Below are 6,551 nucleotides of genomic sequence, written 5' to 3'. Positions count from 1 at the left end.
AGGTGTTGTCGCTTCTCATGAACATCGAACACGCCGCCATACGGGTGCCTCCCGAAGTACTGAACAACCGCTGTCGAAACCCATGAACAAAGCCAAGCGGTCGACCTCGACCATCAGCACCGGTACCCCGATCTCCGGGGCCTGCCACACACCGTCCGGCCGCACCTTGCGCTTGCCGCCCGGCAGCAGGAACTCGGTCTCGGTCGACCAGGAGCGCACCGTGCCGACCCCGCCCGCGGCCCCGGGCGCGCTGCCGCCGAGGACGAAGGCGGCGATCGTCTCGTTGACGGCCATCGCGTGCTGGGCGCCGGAGCGGCCGGCGCCCCGGGCCGTTGAGCCCATCTCCGAGCGGACCATCCCGAGCACGGCGGCGGCCGCGTCCAGCCCGACCGTTCCCTCCAGCCGACCCCGCAACCCGTGGGCGGCGGCCGGTTCCCGATCAAGTACTACCTGACGCCGATGCTCTTCATCGTCTTCGACATCGAGATCGTCTTCCTCTACCCGTAGGCGGTGACCTTCGACGCCCGGAGGATCTTCGGGTTGGTCGAGATGCTCCTGTTCATCGCCACCGTCATCGCCTACGCCTACGTGTGGCGCCGCGGCGGTTTGGTGGGACTGAGCGCGGGGTGGCCGCCGCCCTTGTGAACGAGCGGACAAGCCCGAACGGGCCGGACGTACCAGATGATGACCACCGGGGCCGGCCGCTACGACCTGGCCCGGTTCGGCATGGAGGTCTTCCGCGGCTCCCCCGCCAGCCGATCTGATGATCGTGGCGGGCCGGGTGAGCCAGAAGATGGCCCCGGTGCTGCGTCAGGTCTACGACCAGATGGCCAATCCGAAGTGGGTCATCTCGATGGGCGTCTGCGCCTCCTCCGGCGGGATGTTCAACAACTACGCGATCGTGCAGGGCGTCGACCACATCGTCCCCGTGGACAACTACCTGCCCGGCTGCCCGCCCCGCCCGGAGATGCTGATGGACGCCATCCTGAAGCTGCACGACAAGATCCAGCACGAGCCGCTCGGCGTGAACAAGCGCCGCGCCGAGGAGCTGGGCGAGGCGCTCGCCCTGCAGGCCACCCCGGTCAGCGAGATGCGGGGGCTGCTGCGATGAACGAGCAGGTACCCGAGACCCCCCGCGAGCAGCCGCACCGCGAGATCATGGTCAAGGTGGTCGGCGTCAGGGGCGGCACTGCGACAAGGTCCGCACGCACCTGGTCTACCACCCGTGCTCGATCACCCACGGCTGGCTGATCCGGCCGGAGACCACCGCACCCGACGCCGATCTACGACCCCTCCGTGGGGGGCCTACGACTTCTTCGGCCTGGTCAAGCTCACCTGATGCCGGACGGATTGGCTGGGCCACCCGCAGCGCAAGGAATACCCGCTCGACGGCCTCCCCGTCGAGTACAAGGGCGCGCAGATCCCGGCGCCCGACCAGCGGTGTTGAATGAGCATCGAGAAGGACATGGAGTTCCGCAGCCGCATCACCTTCGTGACCCACAGCTGGTTCGGCCTGCGGATGAACCACGTACTGCCCCGCCGATTCCGCCTCGGTCCTGCAGCTCGGTGCTGATCATCGCTCGTGGGCTTGTGAACGAAAGGTCAACCGGCCATCCCGCAGCGTGTGAGCCTCTATAACACGTCAACATGGGCACCCGGAGATTTGCCTTAACCGCCGGATCATTGGCTAGGACAGAGGCCCCTGAACAGCCATTTCACCCCTGTGCGTGACAGATAGTGCACGACCTTTTCCCGCGTGCTACCGACTTGCCGAATTGAGTCTCGCATCCGGTGGCGTAGATCACAAAGGCCCCGGCGAACTGCGTGTCGCAGATCACAAAACAACGGGCGTAGGATGCGCTCACTCCGGGCTTTGTGATCCAGATCACGATCACCGAGCCGACGCCAGAGGGCCGGCCGCAGGTCCTCGACAGATCACGGCGGCCGGCCCTCTTCTTCGGACCCGTAGGAGGTCCTCCATGGATGACGATATACCTCAGATCCGGCGCGAGACCTGCGCGGTGCAGGTGGCCACCTTCGGCACCTGGGCGGCCGGGATGATCTGCCTGCTGCTCGCGCTCGTTGTACGTACGCAGCTTTCAGCCGACGAGATGGCCGTACTGGTCGCTCCGTTCCTTCCACTGATCGCCTTCTGGACCATGGGCGGGCGGTGGAGGCGGACCGGGGCTGCTGCCGCCTGGCTCTTCTCGTCGACGATGTTGGCTCTCTACGCGGCGACCGCCGTGTGCGTCATCGTGGGCCACCTATCCGTCAGCAGCACCATGCTCCTCGTCGGCGGCGTGGCTGCGGTCCTCGTCTTCCCGCTCTACGAATGGCCCCCGCTCCCGCCGGTCACACAACCTATCCCGCCTGCTCCAACGACTGAGAGCGTGGTGGTGAACCGGGTGGTGTTCGGTGGGGTCGGCTTGCGAATGCCCCGGTCGGTCGCGCTTCCGACGCAGTACCGTGGGCCGGTGGATGAGATGACAGTCCCGACGGCGGGTATGACGATCAGCGTTCGGACGCGCCAGGACGTAGTGATCGTCGATCCGGAGCGTTTTGTCGCTACGGCCCGTGCGGCGTACCGCGAAGCCTCCCCTGAAATCACCGAGGAGAGAGCGGCCGAGGACATCCGCGATGTCTACGATGCTGTGTGGGCTCTGCTGGATCGCTTCGGTCGACTCGCAGCCGACGCACCAGGGTCCACCGGACTCCCCGGCCAACGTATTCTGGACCGCCCAGACGGACTCTCACCTGCGGGCGAGCGCAAGCACATCGTGCTGAACGATCCGCAGCCACTCCAGGACTACGGCTGCTTCATGCCCGAGGAGTACGACCCGTTCGCCATCCCGCCAGGGGCGTGATGGTGTCCACCGACAGACTGCTCCGAGGATCATTTCTTTGAGAAAATCTCGAACGTTCGTGCTGGCCGCTCGGTGGGCGTAGAAGAACGGGCCTCTTGGTAGGAGTGCGGTTGTCGAGACCAACCCTCCGGCCCAGGAGGCCTGTTGCCGCCCCAGTTCACCATCGCCGATGCCTTCGGTGCCACTTCGGCCACTCTGCCGTGTGACTGCTACGTTCACCAGTACGGAGCGATCGCGACGGGACGGCGGGCACCGCACTACCCGTCCGACATGACGGACGCGGAATGGGCCCAGGTCAGGGCTTCGATGCCGGTGCCGGCCTGGCTGGAGGGCCGGGGCGGACGCCCCGAGGCTCACTGCCACCGTGAGATGGCCGACGCGGTGCGCTACCTCGTCGACAACGGCGCGAAGTGGCGGGCGATGCCCGTCGACCTGCCGGCCCCGCGCAAGGTCTACGACTTCTTCCGCCGCTGGTCACGCCACGGGTATGTGCGCGAGCTCTACCAGCGACTACGTCGCCTGCAGCGTCAGCGGGAGGGGCGGGCGGCCGAGCCGAGCGCGGGCGTCATGGACGCGCAGTCGGTGGACGGTTCGGAGACCTGCCCCGCGGCCACGCGTGGGATGGACGGCAACAAGCTCCGCGACGGACGCAAGCGCCACGTCCTGACCGACACCGGCGGCTTGCTGCTGGAGGTCACCGTGACGCCCGCAAACGTGCACGACTCGGTGGCCGCCCCGGAACTGATCGACGCGTTCATGGCCGAGCCCGGAAGGCTGCTGAAACTGGTCTGGGCGGACACCGCCTACCAGGGCCCGGCCCTGGCGGACGCGTTCGCCGCCCACGGCGTCAGGGTCGAGGTCGTCAAGCGCCCCGACGGGACCAGGGGATTCGTGGTCCTCGCGCGCAGGTGGACAGTTGAACGCACGCTGGGGTGGCTCTCGCGGGCCCGGCGGCTGAACCGCGACCACGAGCGCCGGCCCGACCACCACGTGCAGATGGTGTGGTGGGCGGGCCTGATCACCCTGACGCGGAAGCTGGCGAGAGAACGTCTGCACTGGCCGGAGTTCCGCCCCGAGCGGCTGGCCCCGCGGCCGGCCTGAACACGCCCCGCTCACGCACGAGCCAGCCACGCGCCTCCAGTGCTTAGGCACGGTGACGCACCTTCTCCACCTCGTTCAACCGCGAGGCGTCCCGCCCCAGGGCCCGCGTCAGCTCCTGCACCGTGACCGGCCCCGACGCGGCCAGCGTGGTCTCGAAGACCTGCCGATAGGCCCCACACAAAGCGGCGGCGTCCAGCCCGGCCTGCCATTGCGGCGGCCGGGCATCGTACCCCTCCCGCAGCACCGGGCGCGCAGGCACCGGCCGCTCCACGGGAGCGGGAACCGGGGGCGCGACCACCGCACGTGACACCTCGTCGCCTTCGTGGATCGGAACCACTCCTTCGGCGAACATGAGCGCGACCTCCGCCCGGGCGATCCGCGCGTGCTCCAGCCGCTGTCGGGCGGCTTCCGCCTGAACCTCGGCCTCCCGCAACACCTCCAGCCACGAATCCAGATCCTCCTGGGCCCGCGCTTCCCGGACCTCCAGCAACGCGATCACCGACGGCACACCGCACCTCCACGACCAGACCAACCCTCCGCTGGCTGCCCGCAGCCGGTCACCCCGACACCACGGCCACCCGAAAGCTGCGGGTCATCGAGCTACAGGTCGGTTCACCACCACGCTCTCAGGAGAACATATGGAGATCATCGTTTCCGGACTGCTGGCTGTCGGCCGCGGCTTCATTGCGGTCGTGAACTGGATCAACACCATCGAGGGAGCCAAGATCCTCTCCAAGGAGATCAAGAAGACCAGGGAGAGGTAACCGCCGCCGAGTCGCAGTCCCTGATGCGCGGTGGGGTGCCCGGAATGGGCGCCCCACCGCGCATCCACTCGCGGTGGCGGTAGGTGGCGATGACCTCGGTGACGGCGGCGAGGTCGCCGATCGGGGAGGCGTCGAGGGCGGCGGCCAGGTACTGCTCGCGGTCGCCGGGCAGGCCGTAGCGGGAGAGCGCGGTGCGCAGCTCGTGCAGGGTGGCCGGCCTCGGGGTGGCCGGGGCCTGGTGGTCGGGCTGGGTGGTCACCTGGTCTTCCTCCTGGGTGGCGGGCGCCGTGGCGGCGGTGTGCAGAGTCGACGGTATCGGTCGGCGGGCAGCATCTTCTGGCTTCGACCGCACGAACCACAGGGGAGAGATGAGCAAGCGCAGGAAGCCCCAGCCCCGCCCGTTCAGCATCAAGCCGCCCGCCGCCGAGGACGAGCAGCCGTTCATGGAACTGCTCGCCCTCGCCGATCCGGACGCCCCCGAGCCGTACGCCGCGGTCCGCGTCCTGCTCGCCCGTGGCCCGCAGGGGCCGCTCAGCCACGGCATCACGCTCCTGCTGGCAGCCCGCAAGAACGGGCGGATCATCGGAGTGCTCAACGTCTCCGTCCCGGAGTGGGTCGTCACCCACCCCGGCATCCCGGACGAGGGCGGGCGCGGCCTGCTCGCCCGCTCGATCGCCCACGTGCACGGCATCGCCGTCCACCCCGACCACCGTCGCCGCGGTGTCGCCCGGGCCCTGCTGGAGCAGGCGCGCAAGCGGCTCGCCGACGCCGGCCACCTGCTGCTGTCCCTGGAGCACGGAGAGGACCTGGCCGACTTCTACCGGCGGCTCGGCTTCACCACCGTCGGCCAACTCACGATCCACACCCCGGGTCCGCTGCTCACCCAGCCGCCCTCCCCGGGCCTGGCCATCGCGGTGCAGCCGATCAGCGGCCGGGTGCGCCTATGCCAGGTCCCCGGCACCGCCGATCCGATCGTCGAGGGCCTCGTCGGTCCGTACCGCGTCCCCGCGAACGCCGTCTTCCTCCCCGGCCGGGGCCTGTTCACCCCCCAATGACCACCGCCGGCGCATCCAGCGACGTGCCCGGCCACCCGGCCGAGATCGCCGAGGCGTCGCGCGCTCGCCGAGTTCGGGATCGGCCGCTCGACGGCGTATCGGCTGCTCGACCTGGCGGCTGGGGCCGAGGCGATCGAGGTCACCGTGAAGGGCGAGCTCGGGGTGTCCCACGCGTGGGACACCCCGGCCTGGTCCTGCCGGTGCGGGCGGTCGTCGATCTCAAAGGCCGGATCGCGGAGCTCACCGACCTGATCGCCGAGCGCCTGGCCGACGCCCAGGCCGAGGCCGACGGCACGCCGCTGCCCGGCCTGGTCGGCGGGGCCGTCGCCGAACTGCGCGAGCGCCCGAATGTGCCGGTCGCCGAGTTCGCTGTCGCCGACGGGCCGGACGGGTACAAGAGCGAACAGTGGCGGCGCCACATCACAACCGGCCGGACCTTGGTCGCCGTGCAGCAGCGCAGCGACCGGGCGCTGGGAGAAGTCGCCCTGCGCCTCGCGCCCGCGTACTTCTCAGGCCGCAGCGCCCTGACCGTCCTGACGGTCTACAGCGACGACGCCGGGGAGGACCCGGAGCTGTTCCTGGCCTGCCGCCGGTACGTCATCACCGGCGACTGGCGCGCCGTCAAGAACGACCACCGCGCCCGCCAGGCCCGCGACGTCCTCGCCCGGCACGGCGGAAACGGTGAGCGCCGCCGGGGCGTGCGGCGCAGAGGCCGGGACGGGGTGCGGGGCGGTCAGGGTGCCGGGATGGTCCGGATGTCGTAGGCC

General features: G+C 69.5%; 9 protein-coding genes and 3 pseudogenes. 9 read left to right on the top strand and 3 right to left on the bottom strand.

Annotated features, from left to right (window positions below; genetic code table 11):
• Positions 1–15: 15 nt before the first annotated feature.
• Positions 16–342 carry a hypothetical protein gene (locus ABT238_RS33535; protein WP_350803017.1) on the bottom strand — a complete coding sequence of 109 codons (327 nt, stop codon included), beginning with the start codon at positions 340–342 and terminating at the stop codon, positions 16–18.
• A 54-nt stretch (positions 343–396) separates the two neighbouring features.
• Here ABT238_RS33535 and ndhC point away from each other — a divergent pair.
• The 6 genes and pseudogenes from ndhC to ABT238_RS33505 all read left to right on the top strand — a co-directional run.
• Positions 397–645, top strand: a pseudogene (gene ndhC, locus ABT238_RS33530) (NADH-quinone oxidoreductase subunit A); the annotation flags it as partial.
• Between the two features lie 33 nt (positions 646–678).
• Positions 679–1,111: pseudogene (locus tag ABT238_RS33525) on the top strand (NADH-quinone oxidoreductase subunit B); the annotation flags it as partial.
• Between the two features lie 97 nt (positions 1,112–1,208).
• Positions 1,209–1,447, top strand: a pseudogene (locus tag ABT238_RS33520) (NADH-quinone oxidoreductase subunit C); the annotation flags it as partial.
• On the top strand, positions 1,448–1,573 hold the full coding sequence (locus ABT238_RS33515; protein WP_350803013.1) for a hypothetical protein: 126 nt from the start codon (positions 1,448–1,450) through the stop codon (positions 1,571–1,573).
• 406 nt (positions 1,574–1,979) lie between these two features.
• Positions 1,980–2,864 carry a hypothetical protein gene (locus ABT238_RS33510; RefSeq protein WP_350803008.1) on the top strand — a complete coding sequence of 295 codons (885 nt, stop codon included), beginning with the start codon at positions 1,980–1,982 and terminating at the stop codon, positions 2,862–2,864.
• Between the two features lie 270 nt (positions 2,865–3,134).
• Positions 3,135–3,965, top strand: a complete 831-nt coding sequence (locus ABT238_RS33505) for an IS5 family transposase (protein WP_350803004.1) — start codon at positions 3,135–3,137, stop codon at positions 3,963–3,965.
• A gap of 43 nt (positions 3,966–4,008) precedes the next feature.
• Here the strand turns inward: ABT238_RS33505 and ABT238_RS33500 are convergent, their stop codons facing one another.
• Positions 4,009–4,473 carry a hypothetical protein gene (locus ABT238_RS33500; RefSeq protein WP_350803000.1) on the bottom strand — a complete coding sequence of 155 codons (465 nt, stop codon included), beginning with the start codon at positions 4,471–4,473 and terminating at the stop codon, positions 4,009–4,011.
• Positions 4,474–4,603: 130 nt separating this feature from the next.
• Between ABT238_RS33500 and ABT238_RS33495 the strand changes: the two genes are divergently transcribed.
• Positions 4,604–4,729, top strand: a complete 126-nt coding sequence (locus ABT238_RS33495) for a hypothetical protein (protein ID WP_350802996.1) — start codon at positions 4,604–4,606, stop codon at positions 4,727–4,729.
• Here ABT238_RS33495 and ABT238_RS33490 read toward each other — a convergent pair.
• The gene (locus ABT238_RS33490; RefSeq protein ID WP_350802993.1) at positions 4,707–4,988 is read right to left on the bottom strand and encodes a hypothetical protein; all 282 of its coding nucleotides are present in this window, start codon (positions 4,986–4,988) and stop codon (positions 4,707–4,709) included. The two genes, ABT238_RS33495 and ABT238_RS33490, sit on opposite strands and share 23 nt — an antisense overlap.
• 109 nt (positions 4,989–5,097) lie before the next feature.
• Here ABT238_RS33490 and ABT238_RS33485 point away from each other — a divergent pair, with 109 nt between their 5' ends.
• Both ABT238_RS33485 and ABT238_RS33480 read left to right on the top strand, forming a co-directional pair.
• A complete protein-coding gene (locus tag ABT238_RS33485; RefSeq protein WP_350802987.1) occupies positions 5,098–5,784 on the top strand; it encodes a GNAT family N-acetyltransferase in 687 nt (228 codons plus the stop codon).
• A 173-nt stretch (positions 5,785–5,957) separates the two neighbouring features.
• Positions 5,958–6,548 carry a hypothetical protein gene (locus ABT238_RS33480; RefSeq protein ID WP_350802980.1) on the top strand — a complete coding sequence of 197 codons (591 nt, stop codon included), beginning with the start codon at positions 5,958–5,960 and terminating at the stop codon, positions 6,546–6,548.
• Positions 6,549–6,551: the final 3 nt, after the last annotated feature.

Source organism: Kitasatospora sp. NPDC001527, from assembly GCF_040298605.1.
Classification (GTDB): Bacteria; Actinomycetota; Actinomycetes; order Streptomycetales; family Streptomycetaceae; genus Kitasatospora.
The sequence above is the reverse complement of the archived record's forward strand: the minus strand, read 5'-3'. Positions and strand labels throughout refer to the sequence as shown.